This is a genomic window from Mesorhizobium sp. ISC11, assembly GCF_037162595.1.
Lineage (GTDB): Bacteria > Pseudomonadota > Alphaproteobacteria > Rhizobiales > Rhizobiaceae > Mesorhizobium > Mesorhizobium ciceri.
In genome coordinates this window covers 1,652,387-1,674,073 of sequence record NZ_JAVSPW010000001.1, presented here as the reverse complement: position 1 = coordinate 1,674,073, position 21,687 = coordinate 1,652,387, and the positions used below count along the sequence as shown (strand labels likewise).

Annotated in this window: 20 protein-coding genes and 2 pseudogenes; 15 read left to right on the top strand and 7 right to left on the bottom strand. The window is 62.2% G+C overall.

Annotated features, from left to right (window positions below; genetic code table 11):
- Window positions 1-16: 16 nt before the first annotated feature.
- From RPF88_RS08515 to RPF88_RS08500, 4 genes are all read right to left on the bottom strand, one after another.
- Window positions 17-955 carry an ABC transporter permease gene (locus tag RPF88_RS08515; protein WP_245321868.1) on the bottom strand — a complete coding sequence of 313 codons (939 nt, stop codon included), beginning with the start codon at window positions 953-955 and terminating at the stop codon, window positions 17-19.
- A 23-nt stretch (window positions 956-978) separates the two neighbouring features.
- On the bottom strand, window positions 979-2,850 hold the full coding sequence (locus tag RPF88_RS08510; protein ID WP_337122166.1) for a sugar ABC transporter ATP-binding protein: 1,872 nt from the start codon (window positions 2,848-2,850) through the stop codon (window positions 979-981).
- Between the two features lie 120 nt (window positions 2,851-2,970).
- The gene (locus RPF88_RS08505; RefSeq protein ID WP_064994838.1) at window positions 2,971-3,954 is read right to left on the bottom strand and encodes a substrate-binding domain-containing protein; all 984 of its coding nucleotides are present in this window, start codon (window positions 3,952-3,954) and stop codon (window positions 2,971-2,973) included.
- 47 nt (window positions 3,955-4,001) lie between these two features.
- A complete protein-coding gene (locus tag RPF88_RS08500; protein WP_337122165.1) occupies window positions 4,002-4,748 on the bottom strand; it encodes a FadR/GntR family transcriptional regulator in 747 nt (248 codons plus the stop codon).
- A gap of 183 nt (window positions 4,749-4,931) precedes the next feature.
- On the opposite strand from RPF88_RS08500, the gene RPF88_RS08495 reads away from it, so the two are divergent.
- The 15 genes and pseudogenes from RPF88_RS08495 to RPF88_RS08430 all read left to right on the top strand — a co-directional run bounded on the left by RPF88_RS08495 (window position 4,932) and on the right by RPF88_RS08430 (window position 20,236).
- Entirely contained in the window at window positions 4,932-6,467 is a 1,536-nt protein-coding gene (locus tag RPF88_RS08495; RefSeq protein WP_337122164.1) for a sugar ABC transporter ATP-binding protein, read from the top strand.
- Window positions 6,464-7,456, top strand: coding sequence for an ABC transporter permease (locus tag RPF88_RS08490; protein ID WP_337122163.1), 993 nt, complete (start codon window positions 6,464-6,466; stop codon window positions 7,454-7,456). Before RPF88_RS08495 ends, RPF88_RS08490 begins: the two co-directional genes overlap by 4 nt.
- Window positions 7,453-8,481 carry an ABC transporter permease gene (locus RPF88_RS08485; RefSeq protein WP_127385218.1) on the top strand — a complete coding sequence of 343 codons (1,029 nt, stop codon included), beginning with the start codon at window positions 7,453-7,455 and terminating at the stop codon, window positions 8,479-8,481. The genes RPF88_RS08490 and RPF88_RS08485 overlap by 4 nt, the downstream gene beginning before the upstream one ends.
- A 99-nt stretch (window positions 8,482-8,580) precedes the next feature.
- Window positions 8,581-9,801, top strand: a complete 1,221-nt coding sequence (locus RPF88_RS08480; protein WP_337122162.1) for a sugar ABC transporter substrate-binding protein — start codon at window positions 8,581-8,583, stop codon at window positions 9,799-9,801.
- Window positions 9,802-9,866: 65 nt separating this feature from the next.
- Entirely contained in the window at window positions 9,867-11,156 is a 1,290-nt protein-coding gene (hisD, locus tag RPF88_RS08475; protein ID WP_064994852.1) for a histidinol dehydrogenase, read from the top strand.
- A 23-nt stretch (window positions 11,157-11,179) separates the two neighbouring features.
- Window positions 11,180-12,220 carry a LacI family DNA-binding transcriptional regulator gene (locus RPF88_RS08470; protein ID WP_064994844.1) on the top strand — a complete coding sequence of 347 codons (1,041 nt, stop codon included), beginning with the start codon at window positions 11,180-11,182 and terminating at the stop codon, window positions 12,218-12,220.
- Window positions 12,213-12,830 (top strand): hypothetical protein, encoded by a 618-nt coding sequence (locus tag RPF88_RS08465; RefSeq protein WP_064994845.1) that lies wholly within the window; start codon window positions 12,213-12,215, stop codon window positions 12,828-12,830. Before RPF88_RS08470 ends, RPF88_RS08465 begins: the two co-directional genes overlap by 8 nt.
- A complete protein-coding gene (locus RPF88_RS08460) occupies window positions 12,802-13,677 on the top strand; it encodes an N-acyl homoserine lactonase family protein (RefSeq protein WP_064994846.1) in 876 nt (291 codons plus the stop codon). The genes RPF88_RS08465 and RPF88_RS08460 overlap by 29 nt, the downstream gene beginning before the upstream one ends.
- Complete coding sequence (locus RPF88_RS08455) at window positions 13,665-14,615, top strand: 3-hydroxyacyl-CoA dehydrogenase (protein ID WP_245465092.1); 951 nt, start codon at window positions 13,665-13,667, stop codon at window positions 14,613-14,615. The genes RPF88_RS08460 and RPF88_RS08455 overlap by 13 nt, the downstream gene beginning before the upstream one ends.
- A 13-nt stretch (window positions 14,616-14,628) precedes the next feature.
- Window positions 14,629-15,378, top strand: a complete 750-nt coding sequence (locus RPF88_RS08450) for an SDR family NAD(P)-dependent oxidoreductase (RefSeq protein ID WP_084016082.1) — start codon at window positions 14,629-14,631, stop codon at window positions 15,376-15,378.
- A 40-nt stretch (window positions 15,379-15,418) separates the two neighbouring features.
- Window positions 15,419-16,435 (top strand): 4-hydroxythreonine-4-phosphate dehydrogenase PdxA, encoded by a 1,017-nt coding sequence (gene pdxA, locus RPF88_RS08445; protein ID WP_064994848.1) that lies wholly within the window; start codon window positions 15,419-15,421, stop codon window positions 16,433-16,435.
- Entirely contained in the window at window positions 16,419-17,519 is a 1,101-nt protein-coding gene (locus RPF88_RS08440) for a four-carbon acid sugar kinase family protein (protein ID WP_337122161.1), read from the top strand. The genes pdxA and RPF88_RS08440 overlap by 17 nt, the downstream gene beginning before the upstream one ends.
- Before the next feature lie 176 nt (window positions 17,520-17,695).
- Window positions 17,696-18,016 (top strand): annotated as a pseudogene (locus RPF88_RS33345) (AraC family transcriptional regulator); the annotation flags it as partial.
- Between the two features lie 317 nt (window positions 18,017-18,333).
- Complete coding sequence (locus RPF88_RS33340; protein ID WP_442921294.1) at window positions 18,334-18,654, top strand: helix-turn-helix domain-containing protein; 321 nt, start codon at window positions 18,334-18,336, stop codon at window positions 18,652-18,654.
- A 424-nt stretch (window positions 18,655-19,078) separates the two neighbouring features.
- Window positions 19,079-20,236 carry a sulfite oxidase gene (locus RPF88_RS08430; protein WP_064995223.1) on the top strand — a complete coding sequence of 386 codons (1,158 nt, stop codon included), beginning with the start codon at window positions 19,079-19,081 and terminating at the stop codon, window positions 20,234-20,236.
- A gap of 360 nt (window positions 20,237-20,596) precedes the next feature.
- Here the strand turns inward: RPF88_RS08430 and RPF88_RS33335 are convergent.
- The 3 genes and pseudogenes from RPF88_RS33335 to RPF88_RS08420 form a co-directional block, all read right to left on the bottom strand.
- A pseudogene (locus RPF88_RS33335) lies at window positions 20,597-20,776 on the bottom strand (YdhR family protein); the annotation flags it as partial.
- 123 nt (window positions 20,777-20,899) lie between these two features.
- Window positions 20,900-21,274, bottom strand: coding sequence for a hypothetical protein (locus RPF88_RS08425; RefSeq protein ID WP_337122160.1), 375 nt, complete (start codon window positions 21,272-21,274; stop codon window positions 20,900-20,902).
- Between the two features lie 56 nt (window positions 21,275-21,330).
- Window positions 21,331-21,621 carry a winged helix-turn-helix transcriptional regulator gene (locus tag RPF88_RS08420; protein WP_337122159.1) on the bottom strand — a complete coding sequence of 97 codons (291 nt, stop codon included), beginning with the start codon at window positions 21,619-21,621 and terminating at the stop codon, window positions 21,331-21,333.
- Between the last annotated feature and the right edge of the window lie 66 nt (window positions 21,622-21,687).

Here is a 21,687-nt window from a genome sequence, read left to right as displayed (position 1 = left end):
CGGCGTGCTCCCGATCTCAGACGCGGCGCGATTTCCAGGTGATGAGGCGCTCGGCCAGCAGGGCGAGGATGATGATGGCGCCGATAGCAGTCCCCTGCCAGAACGGCGAGACGCCGAGCAAGTTCAGTCCATTGCGAATCATCACCATGATCAGAACCCCCATCAGCGTGCCGAATATGGTGCCTCGTCCACCGTAGAGGCTCGCGCCACCGATGACCACGGCCGCTATGGCGTCGAGTTCAAGCTGGTTTCCGCCGATCGGGTCGGCCGACATGATCTGTGCCAGCGAAAAGGTCATCGCTGTCGCCGAAAGGGCCCCGCAGGCTACATAGGGGAAGATCGAGTAGAAGAGGGTGTTGAGGCCGGCGGCCCGGGCGGCTTCGAGATTCGAGCCGACAGCGTAGATCGTGCGCCCGCCCTTCGAATATGTCAGCCACGCCCAGGTGGCGACGTAGAGCGCGATGAGGAAGATGACGTTGGTGGGGATGCCGAGCAGGGTCGTGTAGACGATGTTCTGCAGCCCCATCGGCAGTCCCGAAATCGAGCGCTGCCCCGACACGATGTAGGCAAGACTGCGCCCCATCGCCATGACGCCGAGCGTCACCACGAAGGGCGCCAAGCCGAACACCGCGATGAGAACGCCGGAGAAAAGCCCGATCAGTGCGCCGCAGCCGACGGCGAGCGCTATCGCTAAGGGAATGGGAAATTCCTTCAGAAGCAGGGCGAGAACAATGCCGGTCAGGCCGGCAACCGAACCGACGGAAAGGTCGATGCCTCCGGTGAGAATCACCAGGGTCATGCCGACGGCAACAATGCCCAGCACCACCGACTGGTCGAGGATGTTGAACACGTTACGTTCGGTGAAGAAGTAGGGCGAGATGAACGACAGGATCACCGCAAGCACCACGGCAAGGCCGAGCATTCGGAACTCAAGGGTGCTGGTGAATCTAGGCATGGCAAAGGATCGGGAGGGCGCATTCATGCGTCGATCTCTTCGTTTTGAGGTGTATCGAACAACCCGGCCATGCGGGCCGACAGCGTCTCAGCTTTCGGCAGCTTGGATCCCGGCGGTAGGGTGAGGCCGATCCAGCCTAGATCGTGGCCCCTGCGGTTGGAGAGTGGCGCAAGCACAGTAGACCGGCCGTCGTTCTCAGTCACGATGCCGGGCTGGCGCCCTTCAAGAGCGAGGGGGATCGCCGTCTGGTGCGCCAGGTAGACATGGCCGGCCGCGAGTCCCATTGGTGTACTACGTGCACTGTCGGCGATGGCGAGGCAGACGAACCGGTCGTCGTCGATCAGTCCCCAGAATGCCGTGCCGCCGTAGCTGGCGACAAGATCCCGCAGGAATGCAGCATTGCGCTCTGCTGAACTTCGCGGCGCAGCGAGCAATGTCAGGCTCTCTTCGCTCAGGAGCGAAGCCGGCAGGTCGGCGATGGTATAGCCGTCACTCACCACGACGACCCGCTCGCAAACTCCCAGGAGCTCCCCAAAGTCCGAGGAGATCACCACCACGGCAATCCCCTTTTCGGCGACTTCGCGCAGCAGCTCGTAGATCGCCTGGCGTGTCCCGATATCGACGCCCTTCGTTGGTTCATCCAGAATGAGCACTTCGGGCTCGATCAGCAGCCAGCGCGCGATGATGACCTTCTGTTGCATGCCGCCGGAGAAGTGCAGGAGGTTTGCTTCCATCCGGTCGGTGGGAAGGCCGAGACGGAAAATAAGCTCGCGGGCTTGTTTTCGACGCGCTGAGTGGCCGCGGCCAAATCCCCTGTGCTTGCCCATCTGGGCGAGGAAAAGGTTCTCGCCGACCGTCATATCAGGCACGATATTCTGGGCGCGCCGGTCCTCGGCGACCATGCCTAGGCCAGCGCGAATTGCCGCGATGGGGCTATTGGGAGGAATCTCCTTGCCGCCGACGAGGATGCGCCCCCCGTTGCGATGGCGTAGCCCGAATATCGCTTCGGCGCTCTCCGTGCGCCCAGCTCCGACAAGGCCGCCGAGGCCGAGAATTTCGCCCTTGCGCACCATGAACGAGACGTTACGCACCATCGGCGAAGCGCTGAGCCCGGTCACCTCGAGAGCCACCGGCTGCTCGTTCGAGGCCGCAGGCGATGATGCCTTGCGATACACATTGCCGATGTCGCGTCCCACCATGTGGCGGATGACGTCAGCCTGGGTGAGACCGGCCGTCGGCAGGCCTTCCGCCACGGTCTTGCCCTCGCGCAGGATCGTGACGCGATCGGTGATTGCGAACACTTCCTCAAGCCGATGGGAGACGAAAGCGAGTGCCTTGCCACTATTTTTCAGCCGCGTCATGATGTCGAACAGCCGGTCAACCTCGATCGGCGACAGCGAGGCGGTCGGCTCGTCGAAGATGACGAGATCGGCGTTTAAGGCCAGCGCCTTCGCTATTTCGACGAGTTGCCGTTGCGCCGCCGAGAGCCGCCGCACCTCGATGTCGAGTGGCAGCATGTGGTCGTGACCGAGTTCCGACAGGAGGGCCTGCGCCTTGTGCCGCAATTGGCTGAAAGACAGGCGTCCGGGCATCGCATAGCTGGGCAAGAAGATGTTCTCCAGCACGCTCATGTCGGGCGCCAGGCTGGTTTCCTGTGCGACGAGCGCTATGCCGGAGCGCAGCGCATCACGCGCGGAGCCCGCAATCAAAGGAGCGCCCTTAAACAATATCTCGCCCGACGAAGGCCGCAAGTGGCCGCAAACGATCCGCGACAGCGTCGACTTGCCCGCACCGTTTGCGCCAATCAATCCACAGATCTCGTGCCGGCAGAGCGCTATCGATGCGTTGCTGAGCGCGTAGGCGGTCCCAAACAGGCGGGTGATGCCACGAGCCACGAGAAGTGGCTCGCTAGCCTTACTGCTCTCTACCATCCGCGGGTACACTCCCAGAGAACATGATTGAACTGTGCGGCGAGGGCGCGTCCCCCGAACAGTATAAGTCGGCTAAACTCTCGATTACATCTCGTTGGCGAAGACCGTTTCCTTGATGGTTGGAAGCTCCTGTTCGATGTTCTTGCTGGTCACGATCTTGATCGGTACGAGGATCTTCTTTTCTGGAGTTTTGCCGCCGAGATGGTCGACCATCGCGCGCCCCGATTCTTGGCCCATCAGATACGGCTGCTGCATGCCAGAAACCACCAGTTCGCCCGACTGGAGCAGTGGTACGAATTCCGGCACCCCGTCGAAACCGGCAACCAGTACGTCACCGGTGAGGCGTGCCGCCTTGATCGCCTGCAAGGCGCCGAGCGTCGGGCCGTCGGTCTGAACGAACAGCCCCTTCATGTCCGGATGCGCGGTTGTCATATCCTGCGTGAACTTGAAGGTTTCGTCAGCGGTGTAGGTCTGCATCTGCTGCAGCCCGGCTTCCTTGGTGATGCCAGCCGCTGTCATCGCGTCCTTGAAGCCCTTCGTCCGCGCCTGACCGTTGAGACGGGCCTGGCTGATGCCGACGATTCCCACGCTGCCATCTTGCTTGCCTGCGGCTTTCATCGCCTCGGCCAGCGCTTTGCCGACGCCGTTTGCGCCCTGATAATTGTCAGAGATGATGAAGGACACATAGTCACCGCTGTCGGTACCGATGTCGGCGATGACCACGGGGATATTTGCTTGCTTGGCGAGATCGAGCACGGCCGGCGCGGTTGAGCTGTCGGTTGGAGAAATAATTATGCCAGCCACGCCGCGAGCGATCGCGTCCTTGGCATTTTTAAGCTGCGTCTGGGCGTTGTTGCCGGAATCCAGAGCCTGATAGGTATATCCACCCTTCGTCGCGACATTCTCGATGCCCTTGGAGAGGTATCGCCAGAAGGCAAGGTCAAGGCCTGGGGTCAAATAAACCAACTCTTTGGACTGGGCGAAAGCGGTGGTCATCGAGCCGGCAATGCCGGTGAGCGTGACAATGCCCGCTAGGGCTGCGGTGGCAAAAAGGCGTCTGGTCAGCATTGTAAATCCTCCCTGTTGTGCTGCATGGTCGTTCGGCAATACCGTCCTCATCGCTTCCGGGCGGACTTCGTCAGAAGCTGCCTGGTCGTGGTGTAGATGCGTGTTTCATGGACAGCGAACGCTCTTGCCGCCGCGTCAGGATCGCGCGCCTCGAGCCCCGCAAAAATGGCGCGGTGATCGGCTATGCTCGTCGCGATGCTCGTTGGCTGAGCAACCGCGCGCCGTCGATGGTCGAGAAGGTAGGAATAGAGATCCGAGGCAATATCCGCCAAAGCGCCATTGCCGCCAGCTCGATAGATGGTCGTGTGAAACTCGCGATCGCAAATGAGGAAGCGGACAGGATCATCGATTGCCGCCTCCTGCGCTTCGATCGATCTGGCCAGAGTCTCCAGCGTCGCCGCTTCGACCCGGTCAGCGGCGGCCCGCGCCACCTGCTCTTCAATCAGCAGCCGAGCCTCATGGACATCGTCGAGACTGTATCCGGAGATATCGCGATAGCGAGCCGATTGAACTGCGAGTTCCCCGACTTCTGTAGAGGCGACTACGGTCCGAGTCCCCTGCGTAACGGAAAGGATGCCCTTCGTCGAAAGGATCAGGATCGCACCGCGCACCGTCTCTCGGCTGACGGACAAAGCGGCCGCAAGCTCACGCTCGCTTGGAAGTGGATCGCCCACGTCAAGCACACCAGTCGCAATGAATGTGGCGATCTTCTGGACGACGAAGTCCTTCATCGACCGCTTCGGCACCCCGCTCAGCGCGCCGTTGTCGTCGGTTAGGATTGCTCGTAGATCCATCCGTCCTTGCACCCTAACAGGTCTTGTGGTCCGGTATGTGTACCAGTAGGCCTGCTTCAGCTATACGTCAATAGCGGAGACGCGGCGTCAAATCCCGGTTGACAACGAATATCGCTCTGTGGAACGGTGAGAACGTTCTCAGAGAACGTTCTCACCGCTTGCGGCCTAACCTTGGGAGGAGGCATGAGCACCGACGAGACGCGGCTAGCCGTCCGCATCGCCAGCATTGCGAAGTCCTACGGGCCTACCGTCGCGCTCGATTCCGTTTCCATCGACCTGCGTCCGGGAGAAGTCCATGCGCTGCTGGGCGAGAACGGCGCCGGCAAGTCGACCTTGGTGAAGATTCTCAGCGGCGTGGTGAAGCTCGACAGCGGGTCGATGTCGGTTTTCGGCAAGCCCTATACGCCGCACGGCATCGTCGATGCACGGGCGCAGGGCGTGGCTACGGCTTTCCAGGAACTCAGCCTGCTGCCCAATCTCAGCATCGCGCAGAACCTGATGCTGCCGAAAATGCCCAGAGGCATGCTCGGCCTCGCTTCACACAGCGCGGCCATGGCCTGCGCCGGCAAGACCCTGCAGGACTACGGTCTCGCGCATTTCGATCCGGACGCGTCGGTCGGTGTGCTCTCATTGTCGGATCGTCAGCGGCTCGAAATCGTCCGTGCCTTCAGCCATGCGTCGAAACTGCTGATCCTGGACGAGCCGACGGCAGCGCTGGCCGACGTCGAATGGCTGTTCGATCTCGTGCGCCGGCAAAAGACTCTGCAGACCGCCATCCTCTACATTTCCCATCGCCTCGGCGAAGTGCGTACTTTGTGCTCACGCGCCACCATCCTGCGCAACGGCCGCAGCATCGGCACCGTCGAGCTTTCGGGCGCCTCGGATGACAACATCTTCGAGATGATGGTGGGCCGCAGCGCGCGTCAAACGATCAACGCGTTGCCGGCAGCCGGTGACGGCGCGCCCATCGCGCTCGGCATCAAGAGCCTCTCGGGCGGCATCCTGAACGATGTATCGTTCAATGTCAGGCGCGGCGAGATCGTCGGCATTGCCGCGCTCGAAGGGCAGGGCCAGCGCGACCTGTTCAGGACGCTGATCGGTCTTGGCAAGGCGAAGGGCGGAAGCATCGAAATCGACGGCGTGGGCGCACAGATCGGCAGCCCGAGCGCCGCGCTCCAGTGTGGTAACGGCCTTGCCTACCTGCCTGAGGATCGCAAGTCGGAGGGCATCCTCGCCGGCCTTACCACCGCCAGCAACATGGTGCTGCCGATCATCTCCCGCATCGCGCAGGGCGGCATCGTCTGGCCGGCCGTCGAGCGCCGCGCCGCGCAAGAAACAGCCAAGGCGGTCGACCTGCAGGAGCGCTACCTGCATTTCAAGATCGAGGAGCTTTCCGGCGGCAACCAGCAAAAGGCCCTTCTGGCGCGCGTCATCATGACCGGCGCGCGCACTTTGCTGCTCTTCGATCCGACGCGCGGGGTCGATGTCGGAACCAAACAGTCGATCTACGAGGCGATCCGCAAGTTCACCGCCGATGGTGGTTCGGTGCTGTTTTATTCGTCCGAACTGCCGGAACTGGTCCACCTCGCGCATCGTTGCATTGTGCTCTATGGCGGCCGCATCTTCGCCGAATACCAGGGCGAGGCTATCGACGAGCAGGCCATTGTCGGCGCGCTGATCGGCCATGCCCGGGGCACGATGAAGGGGGTGGCCGCATGAGCGCGATCTCGGCAAGTCCCGCGCCGCGCCGCTCGGTTTTCCGGCGCGCCGTCGTCAGCGGCACCGGCATCGTCGCACTGATCTACATTCTGCTCTACGCGCTCTATGCGTTCTGGCAGCCCGATGCGCTGTCGGTCTATACGTTCACCGACCTCGTCAACAATTCGACGCCGCTGGCACTAGCGGCTGCGGGCGAGACGCTGGTCGTCATCAGCCGCGGCTTTGACTTGTCCGTCGCCGGCGTCGTCTCGCTGACCAACGTGCTGATGGCCGTCTATCCGCTCGATGGCCCCGGTGGAGCTTTGGTCAGCCTGCTGATGTGCTGCGCGATCGGAGCCTTCGTCGGCTTGATCAACGGCATTCTGGTTGCCAGGATCGGACTCCAGACCATCGCGGCGACACTCGGCACGATGATCATTTGCCAGGGACTGGCGCTCGTCATTCTCGACGCGCCCGGCGGCATGATCGCCGACTTCGTCAGCTACACCCTGACCGACACGCTTTTCGGCGCCGTTCCGACTGCCGGCCTGTTCCTGGTTGCCGTCGTCTTGCTGTGGCTGGCCTTCCGGCGAACCAACACCGGCATCGGCCTTTATGCGATTGGCGCCGACGAACAGTCGGCCCGCTTCTCCGGCGTGGCTGTCTCAGGCGTCCGCATCACCGCCTTCATCGGTGCGGGCATGCTCTACGGTGTCGCCGGCTTCATGCTGAGCGCTCAGACCGCGACCGGCAATCCGACGGCGGGCACGCCATTCCTGATGCTTACCTTTGCCGCTGTGGCGCTCGGCGGCACCCCGCTCAGCGGTGGCCGCGGCAGCCTCGTCGGATCGATCCTCGGTGCCGGCACGCTCATGCTTTTGCAGAAAGTGCTGTTCTCGGGCGGGGTCTCGTCTTTCTACACCGGTGTCTTCCAAGGCTTGGTACTGGTGCTTGCGATCGTTTTCGGCAACGCGGTGGCGCGTCTGCTCAAGAAGGACGAAGTCCAGTGAACGCGCATAAGGACGTAGCGATGCCTTTCGATGCCTCTTCCGACCAGCGCGGCAGGCAGAAACTCGACCGGGAAACGGTGAACACGCTTGTCGTGTTCGGGCTGAGCATCGTGCTCGTGTTGTGCTCGCGCTTCATCAGCCCGGCGCTCGGCTCCTGGAGCCAGGTGCTCACGGTGCTGATCCTTGCGTCCTTCCTGATCATCCTTTCCTTCGGGCAAGGGCTTGTCATCCTGGTCGGCGGACTGGATCTGTCGATCCCTGCCCTCATCACGCTCGGCGGCGTCCTGACGACGACCTGGATCGGCACGGGCAACGCCGGCATCTGGTACATGCTGCCGGCCATTCTGGTCATCTGCGCGCTCGTCGGCGCGGTGAGCGGCATCGGCATCGTCTGGCTGAAGGTGCCGCCATTCATTATGACGATGGCGACGTCGATCTTCGTCGCTTCGGTGGCGCTTGGCTATACCAGCGGCACGCCGCGCGGCGGCTCGCCATCGGCGCTGCTGTGGCTGATGAAGGAGTGGTTCCTCGGCGTGCCGGTGATCATCTACTTCACACTCGCCTTTATCCTGTTCGGCTGGCTCCTGCAGAATTTCACAGCGCTCGGACGCCGGCTCCGTGCGCTCGGCACCAACAGGGACGCCGCGCTCATCGCTGGCGTCAACGTCAACCGGCTCGAACTCGTGCCCTATGCAATGAGTGCCGCCTGCGCCGGTTTCGTCGGCATGATGCTCGTCGGCTATTCGAACGGCGCGACACTCAGAATGGGCGACAGCTATATGCTGCCCTCGATCGCCGCCGTCGTGATCGGCGGCTCCTCGATTCTCGGCGGCAGCGGGACCTTCATCGGCACGGTCGGCGGCGCAATCCTTCTAACCACGCTCGGCACGATGATCTCCGCCATTGGACTCAGCGAGGGATGGCGCACCGTCATCGAGGGCGGGATCATCGTTGGCGCGCTGCTGGTGCTGCGGGGCGAGTTCCTGACCCACATCGGCAATCGGATGCTGACGCGCAGGAAATGACCATGCCCCTGCTTGCAATGTTTCTTTCGATTGTGAGAACGTTCTCACAAGCTCTGGCCCGGCACGCAAGGGCCAAATTCCAAAGGGAGGTTGATGCAAATGAAGCTATTAAAAACACTAGGTCTGGCCGCGTCGCTGACGCTTGCCACAGCTGTGAGCGTCGGGACGGTCGTCGACCAGGCCGACGCGCAGGACAAGAAGCTCAAGGTTTATCTGTCGCTGAGCTATAGCGGCAACTCGTGGCAGTCGGAGGCCGCGAACATTGTCAAGGCGCTGGCGCAGACGCCGCCCTACGACAAGACGGTGGAACTGAAGGAGGTGATTTCCGGCACCGATCCGCAGGCGCAGATCTCGGCCTATGAAAGCATGATCCAGGATGGCGCCGACGGCATCATCAGCTTCCCGATCTCGTCGACGGCGTTGAACCGCACCATACATCGCGGCTGCCAGAAAGGCGTGCTGTTCTTCATGTACGACGCCACGGTAACCGAGCCCTGCGCCTACAACGTCAGCTACATCACCGCCGGCTTTGGCGAGAACACCGCCCAGGCGCTGGTCAATATCCTTGGTGGCAAGGGCAATATCTTCCTCAGCCGCGGCGTTCCGGGCAACTCGGTCGACAAACGCCACACCGACGGCGCAATGCACATCTTCAGCCAGTATCCCGGCATCAAGGTGGTCGCCGAATACTATTCCTACTGGGATGACCGCACCACGCAGCAGGAGACGGCCAAGGCGCTCGCCGCACATCCGGACGTCGACGGCATCTGGGCCCAGGCTGGCGAATACGGCGCGATCCAGGCGCAGCTTGACAAGGGCAACAAGCTCGTGCCGATGACCGGCGAGAACTCTGACGGCTTCCGCCTCGGCCTGGCCGATCCGAAGATGCAGGGCATGGGGCTCAAGGGCGTCTCGGCCGGCTCGCCGCCTGCCACCTCCGGCTACGCCTTCAAGCTGATGATGGAGATCCTCACCAAGAAGCGCGACCTGAAGCCGATGAACGTCGAGTACCCGCTGCCGTGGGTGCCGGCCGATCAGGTCAAGCCCTGCAAGGGCGACACCTTCGCCGACGGCTGCAACGTCTTTCCGTCAGACAAGGTGCCGTCGTCCTTCGTCACCGAGGTCTTCAATCCCGAGCTGCTGCCGGAACTGTCGCTGCAGTCGGCGTTGGAGGGCAAGCCAACACCGGGAGCGACCATCCAGCCGCTGCCGGCGGATGTAAAGAAGGCGCCCGACGCGCCCGGCATCAACTGCTCGTCCTGCAAGGCTGCGGCCGACGAATACAAGCTGACCAAGATCGAGGCGACAGTGAAGCGTTGACGATCAGCAATGCGATAGATGGACGGCGTCGTGCCGTCCATCCGACTCAAGACAAGGATGAGAACATGCCGACCTTTCTGAAGCGGGGCAGGGATCCCGAGGCTGTTGCCCAGGGCGACGCGGCCGTGCGAACGACCGTCGAAACGGTCCTCGCCGATATCGAAAAACGCGGCGACGACGCCGTCCGGGAACTGTCGGAGCGTTTCGACAAATGGTCGCCGCCGAGCTTCCGGCTGAGCGACAGCGATATAGAGCAGGCCATGTCCGAAGTCTCGGCAAGAGATCTTGAGGACATCCGCTTCGCCCAGGTGCAGGTCCGCAATTTCGCGGAAAAGCAGCGCGCCTGCCTGCAGGACCTCGAGGTGGAAACGCTGCCAGGTGTCGTCCTTGGCCACAAGAACATCCCCGTTGAGACGGTTGGCTGCTACGTGCCGGGCGGCAAATATCCAATGGTCGCTTCCGCGCATATGAGCGTGGTCACAGCGAAGGTCGCCGGCGTGAAGAAGATCGTCGCATGCGCGCCACCGTTCCAGGGCGGGCCACACCCGGCCATCGTCGCTGCCATGCACTTGGGCGGCGCCGACGAGATCTACGTTTTGGGCGGTATCCAGGCCGTCGGCGCCATGGCGCTCGGAACCGAGACCATCGGACGCGTCGACATGCTTGTCGGTCCCGGCAACGCCTTCGTTGCTGAAGCCAAGCGCCAGCTCTACGGCCGCATCGGCATCGATCTGTTCGCCGGCCCGACCGAGACGCTGGTGATCGCTGACGACAGCGTCGACGGGGAGATTTGCGCGACCGACCTGCTTGGCCAGGCCGAACATGGTCCCACAAGCCCGGCGGTGCTTCTGACCAATTCGCTAAAGCTGGCGCGCGACACCATGGCGGAGATCGAACGTCAGTTGAAAATCCTGCCGACGGCCGAAATCGCTGCCAGGGCATGGGCCGACTACGGCGAGGTGATCGTATGCGATTCCTACGAGGAAATGGTTGTGGAAGCCGACCGGATCGCCTCCGAGCACGTGCAGGTGATGACGCGCGATCCGGACTACTTTCTCGACAACATGCGCAATTACGGCGCACTGTTCCTGGGTCCACGCACCAACGTTGCCTATGGCGACAAGGTCATCGGCACCAATCATACGCTGCCGACCAAGAAGGCGGCCCGCTACACCGGCGGTTTGTGGGTTGGCAAGTTCATCAAGACCTGCACCTATCAGCGCGTCCTGACCGACGAAGCGAGCGCTATGATCGGCGAGTACTGTTCGCGCCTGTGCGTCCTGGAAGGATTCTACGGACATGCCGAGCAGGCCAACATCCGGGTTCGCCGCTACGGAGGTCGCAACGAGGCCTAAGGCTGCGCGCCAACGGAGTTTTCATGTCGGTCATCGCCCGTAACAAAAGCAGCAAGCCACGCCTGACCGTAAAGGATCTGGCGCGCGACCTCGGCATGTCTGTCGCGACCGTGTCCAGGGCCTTTCACGCCGACGCCGTGATCGCCAAGGAAACGCGGGACGTGGTGCTGAACCGGGCGCGGGAGATCGGCTATTCGCCGAATCCCTTCGCTCGCAGCCTCATCACCAAGAAGACGCGCATCGTCGGCGTGGTCGTCGCCGACATCACGAACCCGTTCTATCCGGAAGTGCTGACCCGGCTCACCACCGAACTGCGCGCCATCGACATGAATGTGATGCTGGTCGCTGCCGACCAGTCTGGCGAGGTCGACCAGGCACTGCGCCTTCTCCTCAACTACCAGCCCGACCTCGCCATCATCCTCGCGGCGACCTTGTCTTCGGAAGCCGCGCAGGAGTGCCGCAAGGCCGGCACGCCGGTGATTTTCTTCAACCGACTGTCGGCCGACGACCACGCTTTCGGCATCTCCTGCGATAACATACTTGGCGGTCGCCGCATTGCCGACTATCTGGCCGATACGGGCCACCGGCGCCTGGCCTACATCGCCGCACTGGCGGATGCCTCGACCAATGTCGCCCGTCACCGCGGCTTTAGCGAACGCGCGGTCGAGCGCGGCCTTGCAGAGCCTGCCGTCATCGATGCGGGGCAATTCAGCTATCACGCTGGCTATCAGGCCGCCCACAAGCTGCATGATCTCGAAAAGATGCCCGACGGCGTGTTCTGCGCCAACGACATTCTCGCCATCGGCTTCCTCGACGGTGTGCGGGAACTGGGGCTTAGCGTGCCGGACGACATCTCGATCGTCGGCTTCGACGATATCGAAATGGCGCACTGGCCCTCGCACGGTCTGACGACCGTCAAGCAGCCCATCGAAAAGATGCTGGAGGCGACGGTCTCGCTGGCCAAGGAATTGGGCACGAATGCTGGCCGGGAGCCGGTCGTGCAGATGATTGCGCCCGGCCCCGTGATCGAGCGGGCGACGACACGCAGGAGGGACCATGACTGATCCATCCGCGAAGCGATTCTTCGAACGCGCGCTCTCCGTTCACCGCTATGACTGCGAGCTGGTTGCAGCGCCGCAGCCGTCGTCCGCTGAAAGTGGGGAATCCCAGCCGCTCATCGATAAGGATGGGGCGACCGACGAGGCTGTCGTCCGCTATGTCGTTGCCACCCGTCCCATCTATGACGGTCTGCGCCGACTGATCGGGCAGGTCGCGGGCTTGCTGGTTCTGGCCGAAGCTGGCGGTCGCCGCGATGTGCTCGACCTGCCGGATATCCCGGCGGCCTGTGAACAATGGGCCGAGGTCAAGCGGCGACTGGGCGCCTTGCAGTCGCCGCGCGGTCTGGAGGCCCATCGCGTGCGCTTGGAGTCTGCGCACGCGACGCTCGGCGAAGTGCTTGACGAATTCGGCCTGGCTCGGCTGCGGCGCGACTGGCAGCAGCATCTCGACCGCGCAGCGGAGAGAATCAAGCACGCCTATGCCTGGCTGCAGGCGGCGTCGGAGCCTCGAGCCGGCATGACGCCGATCGATTTCAATCATGCCTGCTGCAGTTGTGCACAGCGCTGGCGAAAACAGGGAGGAAACGATGGGTCAGTATTCGATCTGGGTGCTTGAGTACAGCTACGTCACAAACTACCACAAGAGCGGCGTGCTCTACGGCGCCCACAATCAGGGTCACGTCAAGCTTCCCTACTGCTATGCGCTGATTAAGGGGAACGGCCACGTCGCCATGGTCGATGTTGGCTACAATAACAAGGACTACGGCAAGCATCTCGGCGACAAGTTCGGCGTCGAAAACTGGCACTCGCCCGAGGCCGTCCTCGGCGAGATCGGCCTGTCGCCGATAGACGTCGACACGGTCTTCGTCACGCACGCCCACTTCGACCATTTCGGCAATGTCGAGGACTTCCCTAAAGCGACTTTCTACATCCAGGAGCGGGAAATCGCGAAATGGGTCTGGGCGATGTCGCTGCCGGACCGCATGCGCTGGATGAACGTCGCCGTCGACCCTGGCGATATCGTGCGCGGTGTCGATCTTGCCCGCCAGAAGCGGCTGGTGACGATTGATGGGGCAAAGCAGGACGTGCTCCCGAATGTCGATCTCAATCCCGCCTTCGATAGCCACACCTACGGTTCGATGTGGGTCACCATACGCAACGGCAAGGAAGATACCTGGGTACTGGCAGGCGATCTGGTCTATGTCTTCGACAATATCGAGGGCTCGGGAGCTGCCGTCGATATCGAGACGCTCTACGTTCCGGTGGGGTTAGCGGTCGGCAGCCAGACAAATCTCGTGCTGGCCACCGAGGAGATGATGAAGCAGGTGAATTACGAGGCGCGGCGCGTCATTCCCATCCACGAAGAGCGGCTGAAGGACCGTTTCCCGTCGCGCATCACCAAGGATGGCCTGCGCATCACTGAAATCTGCCTGGCGGACGGCGAGAAATCGTGGGTGCAGTAGTGGACGCAATCCGCAAGGTCGCCATTATCGGGGCAGGGCTCGTCGGCCGCGGCTGGGCGATCGTTTTCGCCCGGGCGGGACATCAGGTGACCATCTACGATGGTAGCGACGACATCCGCGCGAAGGTGATTGACAGGATCCGCGCCAGTCTTGCCGACATGAAAGAAGCTGGGCTGATCGACGCAATCGATCCAGTCATCCGGCGGTTGAGCGTTGTCGACACCCTGGAGGAGGCGGTCGCCGATGCCGACTATATCCAGGAGTCGGTGCTCGAACGGCGCGATGTCAAGGAGGCCGTCTGCCTCGAAATCGATCGGGTCATGCGGCCCGACGCCGTCGTTGGCAGTTCAAGCTCAGGTATACCTGCCTCGGCGTTTACGGCACCATGTGCAAACCGCGCACACTTCCTCGTGGTGCATCCGGTAAATCCGCCACATCTGGTCCCGTTGGTCGAATTGGTTCCGGCGCCATGGACGGACGCAAACATCGTTCCATGGCTTCGGGCACAAATGGAAGCCGTGGGTCAGGCGGCCATCGTCGTGCGCAAGGAGGTCGAAGGCTTTGTGCTGAACAGGCTTCAGGGCGCGTTGCTCAACGAAGCCTGGGCATTGCTTGAGGAAGGCGTCGCAAGTGCCGCCGACATCGATCTGACCGTGTCGCACGGGCTTGGCTACCGCTGGTCCTTCATGGGGCCGTTCGAGACGATAGACCTCAACGCGCCAGGTGGGATTGCCGATTATGCACGGCGTCTGGGGCCGCTCTACCACGCGATCGCGCTGGAAAGGCGCGATCCGGCGCCTTGGTCCGAAGCGCTCGTCAGCAAAGCCGAGGCCGCGCGCCGCGAAAAGCTGCCGGCCTCCCGCCTCGGTGAGCGCAGCGCCTGGCGCGACCGCAAGCTCATGGCTCTCGTCGCCCACAAGCGACGCACCAGCGTCTGACAGGGAGGGGGCCATGGCGGCAATGCTGCAAGACAAGGTCGCCCTGGTGACCGGTGCGACCGGTGGTATCGGCGGGCAGATTGTATCGAGGCTCGCACACGAAGGGGCGTCGGTCGTCGTCGGCTACAACCATTCGCGCCAGGCGGCGGAGGCACTGGTCTCCTCGCTTGCGCCCCGTGACCACCTCGTCGCCAAGGCGAGCGTAACCGAGAGCGACTGCCTTGCGCGACTGGCCGGCCAGATCGAGAAGAGGTTCGGCCGGCTGGATATCCTGGTCAATTGCGCCGGCATAACCCGGTTCGTGCAGCATTCGGACCTCGATGGTCTGGACGACGCATTGATCGACCGCATCCTCAGCGTCAACGTGCGCGGTGTCATCGCCGCTACGCGGGCAATGCGACCGCTGCTCGACCGCGCCGCCAGCGGCGTCATCGTCAACATCTCGTCGATTGCGGGCGTAACGGCCATGGGCAGCAACATCGCCTACTGCGCCTCCAAGGCAGCTGTCGACAACCTAACCAAGTCGCTGGCGCGCGCCCTGGCACCGAAAATCAGGGTCGTGTCGGTGTCGCCGGGCGTCGTCGACACCGATTTTATCAAGGGCCGCGACGAGTCCTGGCGAGATGAACAGGTTAACCGGACTCCGCTCGGGCGATTGGGCACCCCCGACGATGTTGCCGAGGCAGTTCTGGCGGTCGCGACCCACCTTCGCTTCGCGACAGGCGTTATCATTCCAGTCGACGGCGGGCGGCCCCTCGCGTGATTCTGTCTTGAACGTCCGCACAGCGCTTGTGGAGAGCTGAATGACCGCAACTATAGCCATTACCGTCGGCGATCCGGCCGGTGTCGGACCCGAGATCGCGCTCAAGGCCGCCCGGCATTTCGCGCCACAGCTCGAGACCGGTGTGTTTCGGCTCCGGTTGGTAGGATCGCTGGCGGCGCTTGACGAGACAGCCCGGTCGCTGGTCTTGCCTTTGCGCGCCCTCACGACAGCGGATGAGCCGCTCGGTATCTGGCCGATCGAGGGTTCGGCCGTCGCGATCGGGCAGGTGTCTGCGGAAGCAGGCAGGCAGGCCTACGAAGCCGTGGCCGAGGGTGTGCGGCGTACGATGGCCGGCGAGGCTTCGGCAATCGTCACCGCGCCGCTCAACAAGGAATCGCTGCATCTTGCCGGTCATCGGTTCCCCGGTCACACCGAGTTGCTGGCGGCGCTGACCGGTGCGCGAGACAGCGCAATGATGCTCGCGCACGGTTCTTTCCGCGTCAGCCACGTCACGACCCACATCCCGCTGGAAGATGTGCCGGAGAGGGCGACGGAGCCACGCATGCGCCGGGTTCTCGATCTTACGATCGAAGCCTTGGGGCATGTGGGGATAGCGGCCCCCCGCGTCGCGATTGCGGCGCTCAATCCGCACGCTGGCGAAGGCGGCATTTTCGGAACCCACGACATCCGCATCACCCAGCCGATCATCGCCGACTACAGGGCACGCGGCCACGACGTCCATGGCCCCGTCCCCGGCGACACTGTCTTCGTGAAAATGCGCGGCGGTGCCTATGACGCGGTCGTGGCCATGTATCACGACCAAGGCCATATTCCGGTGAAGCTGCTTGGCTTCCAGATCGACCCGCAGACCGGTGAATGGCTTGGCCTGAGCGGAGTCAACATCACGCTCGGCCTACCGATCGTGCGGACCTCTGTCGACCACGGTACCGCCTTCGACATAGCCGGCCGCGGCATCGCCCGAGAGACCAGCCTCATAGAGGCCATCGACTACGCACTGCTTTTGACCGGAGAGAGGCCGCGTGAGCCAAAATTCTAACGCGCGTAAATCGCCTAAGTCCGATGTTCTGATCGTCGCCGACGACATCACCGGCGCGCTCGATACCGCCGGTTACTTCGCGACGCCCGAAAGACCGGTGAAGGTTTGGTTCGATGTGCCACCGTCGCTTACCGGCTACGATGCTATCGACCTCGATAGCCGAGACTTGGGGGAAGCAGCGGCGTACGAACGGGTCACAGGCGTTTTTGTCAGTCACAAACCTGACGCACGGACCTTCTCATTCAAGAAAATCGACAGCGTCATGCGTGGCCACCCTGTGGCCGAGGCGATAGCGGCTTTCCGCGCCGGACGGTTCAGACGTGCTCTTTTTGCTCCCGCATTCCCCGCCATGGGCCGAGCCACGGTCGATGGCCGGCAACAGGTAAGCTCGTCCCACGGGATAACCCCTGTCGGTCCAGCGCTAGTCGGTGCACTATCGAGCTATGGGGTTCCTGCAGCGATGATCGGCGACGCCTGGAAGCAGGATGGATTTCTTGTCGCCAACGCTTCAAGCGATGCCGAGCTTGCGGCGACCGTCGCTGCCTTCGGAGGGGATGCCGAGGACCTTTATGTGGGCTCAGGCGGATTGGCTTCTGTGCTCGCGGGAAGGTCGGCTTCCAGCCTCCGGCCACCGGCACTCGATCTCGCCATCTGTGGCACGAACCATCCGGTTGCTTTGCGCCAGGTCGCGGCGGTCCGCGGGCTGGAGACCGTCGTGATGGACGGATCCATTTCCGTACATCCCGCCTCCCCATTTCTGTTGGTCGCGCCGTCCCACGCTGCTGCGGAAGCCCAAGCGCGGCTGGCAATAGAGCAATCGCTCAAGCAACTCGTGGCCAGATTGCCGGCGCCACGTTCAGCGCTGGTAACAGGCGGGTGGACCTTGCGGCTGCTGGCGAGCATCTGCGGGGCCTCCCAAATGCTGTGCGAAGGGCTCTACGAGCCCGGTGTGGCGGTCAGCCGATTAATCTCGGGCGCTTGGAATGGCACTGTCATCGTCTCGAAGTCGGGTGGGTTCGGTAGCGAGGAGCTTTTCGCCCGACTGTTTTTTCCAGCGCGCGAAACTGGTGATTCATCTAGGTAGCAAAGCAGTCTGGCCTGAGCACATGAGCTTCTGGCACGCAACGGCGCGCTACCACGGAGCGATAGAGAAGTTAATTAGCAACCGTCAATAGCTGCACGTCAGGGGTATGCCCCAACGTGACGTCATGCCATTGCAAGGGCGATGTTCCGGAGGCTACCGCCTCCACGATCTACGGCATGTTCGACCTGTTTTCCTCGCCCGGCAGGGATTTCCTGTTCATAACCAGCGGTGCGGCGGGCACGCCGCGCATGCGGCCCTATGTGGTTGCTGGGGACGGCAGCCCGTTTCGCGCTGCAAACGGCATCTGGATGCGCCCAGATCACAGCCTTGCCGATTGCCCGCCACCCGACATCGTCTGTATCCCAGATTTCTTCGTCAATCCGGGAGAAAGCGTCGCCGGGCAGTATGACGCCGAAGCCGCATGGCTGAAGCGAGCGCATGACGACGGCGCCATGCTGGCCAGCGCTTGTTCGGGCGCGGTGCTGCTCGGCGAGGCCGGGCTACTCGACAATCGCGATGCCACCATTCACTGGGGCTATGTCGAGACGCTCACGAACAACTATCCCGGCGTTAAGGTGAAGCCGGGCCAGTCACTCGTGCTGACCGGCGAGGCCCACCGCATCGTCATGGCCGGGGGCGGCTCGAGCTGGGAGGATCTCGCCCTCTATCTGATCGCGCGCTTTGTCGGCCTCAAGGAGGCGATGGAGGTCGCCAAGGTCTACATGCTGCAGTGGCACGATATGGGCCAGCAGCCCTTCGCGGCGCTGATGCGCTTTCGCCAGACCAGCGACGCGGTGATCAACCGGTGCCAGAGATGGGCGGAACTCAACTACCGGACGCCGTCGCCCGTCGCAGCCATGACCAAGTTGTCAGGCCTGTCCGAGCGCTCCTTCGTGCGCCGCTTCGCCAGGGCCACGGACATGAAGGCGATCGACTCCATCCATGCGCTCAGGCTCGAGCAGGCCAAGCAGCTCTGCTGGAGACGGGCGAGCTCCCTGTCGAAGCGGTGGCGAATGAAGTCGGCTATGAGGATGCGAGTTTTTTCGGGCGTCTCTTCCGCCGCCAGGTCGGGGTGACGCCAGCGCAATATCGCATTCGCTTCGGTGCTCTCCGGCGAGCGCTGAGCCGCGATTGAATCTCAACCGTCGCGGCGCGATGCCCATATTCTGCTCTGCGCCTCATCTCTGCCGTAGGCAGTCGTTCTATCGTTCCTGAAAAGCCGACCCCGGTGCTGAATAGGTCCATGCCGCCCACAAGATCCACTCACCAATTGTAGGCGGCATTCGACTTTGGAGCACGACGCAGAAATCAAGCCTGGAGCGAAAAGATGCGAGCCCTTGCCCTCGCCACGAGGACAGATAGGGCATATGATTGAAGACAGCCGGCTCGGACCTGACGAGCTGGCTATTTGAGAGCGGGAAACGCCGCTTTAACTACGGCGCTTGTTTCACGCGCTCTCATATTGCCCGCCGCGGCCGGCCTCTGCTTTGCGCGATCCCGGTCGCTACTGCACTTACCCCTGAAGGAGAACTGAGCTTTTCACTGGAGGAGAAGTCATCATGCATTACCTTCCCAGACGTGAATTCATCATTCAAGGCGGAGCAGCCCTTGTAGCACTGACGTCCTTTCAATCGCGGATTGCCTATGCCTTTCCAACCCGGGCCGGCGAGGAAGTCATCAAATGGCTCGATCAGCTGCCGCCGAACCCGGTACCGGAAGTCATCAAAAATCAGCTGGTGTGGGAGGATCTCGATTCCTGGGTGACGCCCAACGACAAGTTCTTTTCAATCGCGCATTTCAACCGGCCGGTCATCGACGAAACTACGTGGAAGCTCGAAATCGGCGGTTCCGTCAAAAAGCCAACAGCCCTGACGCTCGCCGACATCAGGGCTCGACCGCGCCAGGAAGTCACGTTCACGGTCGAATGTTCGGGCAATACTGGCCTACCGTTTTTCAATGGTGGGATTGGCAATGCTCGCTGGGCGGGTACGCCGCTCGCCCCGATCCTCAAGGAGGTCGGAGTCCTCGACAGTGGTATCGAGGTTGTCTTCTGGGGCACCGATGAAGGAGAAATAAAGCGAGCCGACGACATCAAGTTCACGCAGAACTTTGCGCGCAGCATGTCGCTCACCGACGCCATGGATCCCAAAAACATCCTCTGCTACGAGATGAACGGAACTCCCTTACCTCCTGATAACGGCTTCCCGCTGCGGCTGATAGCGCCGGGCTGGTACGGGATCGCGAACGTGAAATGGCTCAAACGAATGGACGTGAGCGACCAACGCTTCGAGAACCGGTTTATGGGACGCGATTATGTCACACTGCGCGAGGAGGAGCACAACGGAGAGACGGTATGGGTGGAAACCTCTGTCGGGCGGGCGCGCTTGAAGTCTGCACCGGCCCGGGTCACTCATATCGGCAGTGACCACCGGATCGTCGGGGCGGCCTGGGGCGCGCCGATCGACCGGGTCGAGGTGAAGATCGATGACGGGCCATGGATGCCGGCGGCCATCGACGAAACCGACAAGGCGGACTTCGCTTGGAAGATATGGTCCGTCGACTGGCCCAAGCCCTCCGCCGGGGAGCACACAGTCACCTCGCGTGCGGTTAGTACTGGAGGGCAGGTCCAACCCGCAATGGACGACCCCATCATCGCCAAGAAGCATACCTACTGGGAAAGTAACGGTCAGGTGACGCGACGTATCGATATTCACTGACTGGCGGAAAGCCGTATCAAACTGTCTGAGATCGACGTGACCCCATGTTTTTGGCATGGGGTCATCAAAGCCCGATGTCGCCACATCACCCCGATGTGGAACTCGATCCGCCGCTCTTCCGTGCGCTTCTGCGCTACTGCGCGCGGCGTGCTGGGATCGTCGGGCCTCTGGCAGCGCTCCTGCTACTACTCCCGTTTGGCCTGGGCTGACTTTACATACGCGCGATAGCGGGAGGCGTTCGTCCCGTTATCTCAACTGTTACATGCGCCATCCTACCTCCGAGAATACTACGTTGACGTGTGATGGTCGTGAGTTCCGCGATTACGTCAAAGGCCTTGATGCTCAACGTCGGGTCACCTTTCATCTCCGCAATAATTGGCCCGTCCACGAAGGCTTGCACTGCTCATCGTCGAACAGGTAGATCCCGCCGGCTTCGCTTTGCGCCTCGTTTATAATCCAGACAATCCAAGCCAGGCCAGGTTGGTCCGCGATTGGTTGAGCATAAGGCACGTTTTCTTGCTCATACTTGGTGCTGGACCCGTTGAGCTTGTAGTTTTTTGCAGAATTTTAGCTGACATGTCTTTCCTCCCCTATTCTCTGTACTAGGCGTTGCACGGGCACGAGCGACCCTCCATGCGTGTGGCCGCACCCTCATTATGGTTTTTAAGAAAGCGGGACGATTCCCTCGAGCGCCGCCCAGACCGAGGTTCGCAGCCAACGGTCCATGCTGCAGGCAAGACCGGGGTCGCCGCTTAGGAAAAGGCCGCCCCTTTCTTTCTCGCGCTCGATGTTGGAGCGGCCCTCCAGGATGGCCCCCAGCGAAACAATGCCAGTCTCGACGTAAAGGTCGACGTCCCGGCGGGGGTCGAGCGAGCATTGCTCGGGTAAGTCCTCGCCTGGCTCTACCACAAACCAGTAATGGGGACACTTCGGTGGGGGATCGTCACGGAAATGGAAGCGGATCACGGCGCGCCGCCGCGGCAGTTCAGCGAGGTCGATCTTTCGCCGCACGGCCCACATGAGGATCGATACATCCATGTCGGCGAGCGCGATCTCCGCCTGGATGTTTCATTATGCCCATTTCGCCAGCGCGTTCATCGCCGGCTCGAGTTTGATCGACTTCTCGGTGCGGAATAGGCGACGGTGCGGGCAGCCTCGTCCTCGACGCGCTCGACCAGGCCCAACGCTTCCATCTCCTTGAGCCGCCTCGACAAGAGGGCGGAGGAGATGTTGCCTACCCCCTTGCGAATATCATTGAAACGGGTCGAGCCGTTCCAGAGCTCGGTCAGGATCTGGATCGTCCAGCGCGGCTCCAGGAACTCACACGCGCGCGAGATCGGGCAGACCAGTCCGTAAGGCCGTCGCGTCAGCGCTGAGCGCTCCATTGCCGCAAGTTAGGCCTTGCGGAGGACTAGGGCCAGTTCACAATCTGAAGCGGAACGCTTCCGAAG